The organism is Winkia sp. C0117E2, assembly GCF_056590455.1.
This window is the reverse complement of sequence record NZ_JBWPWD010000016.1, coordinates 1-539: the sequence shown is the minus strand read 5'-3', so window position 1 is coordinate 539 and position 539 is coordinate 1. Positions and strand designations below refer to the sequence as shown.

At 51.0% G+C, this 539-nt stretch carries 1 protein-coding gene; it reads right to left on the bottom strand.

Features of this window, described 5'->3' with window-relative positions:
* A partial coding sequence (locus tag AC1EKG_RS10430) for a Rib/alpha-like domain-containing protein (RefSeq protein WP_285334129.1) occupies window positions 1-539 on the bottom strand: 539 nt, incomplete at both ends.

Genomic DNA, 539 nt, shown 5'->3' with positions numbered 1-539 from the left:
ACGGTAACAGTGTCAATGACATTACCCTCACCATCCTTAACCTTGGCAACAATCTTGTCACCAGGCTTAGCATCAGCACTCGGAGTCACCTTCAAGGAACCATCCGCACCAATCTCAGCCTTACCAGGACCCTCCACCTCAACAGTGGTGCCCTCAACAACATCGCCACCCTTATTCGGGATAACAACAGTCTTATCAGCCGGAGTAGAAGCATCATCCCAAGCCGGCTTACCAGCATCAGTCCGACCCTTACCACCCTCAGTTACCTTAACCGGAACCTCAACAGCATCAGTAGACCCATCCGGATAAGTCACCACAACCGGAACCTTATAATCACCAGGAACTACATCCTTACCAGGAGCAACAGTAATAGACCCATCCGGGTTGACCTTAGCCCACTCAGGAACATCCTTACCAGGAACAAACTTAGTACCCTCCGGCAAAGCATTACCATCAGCATCCTTAGGAGCCACAACAGTCCCAGACTCCCCAGCCTTGACCACAGTATCCTGCGCATACTTCGGATCAACCGAATCAGT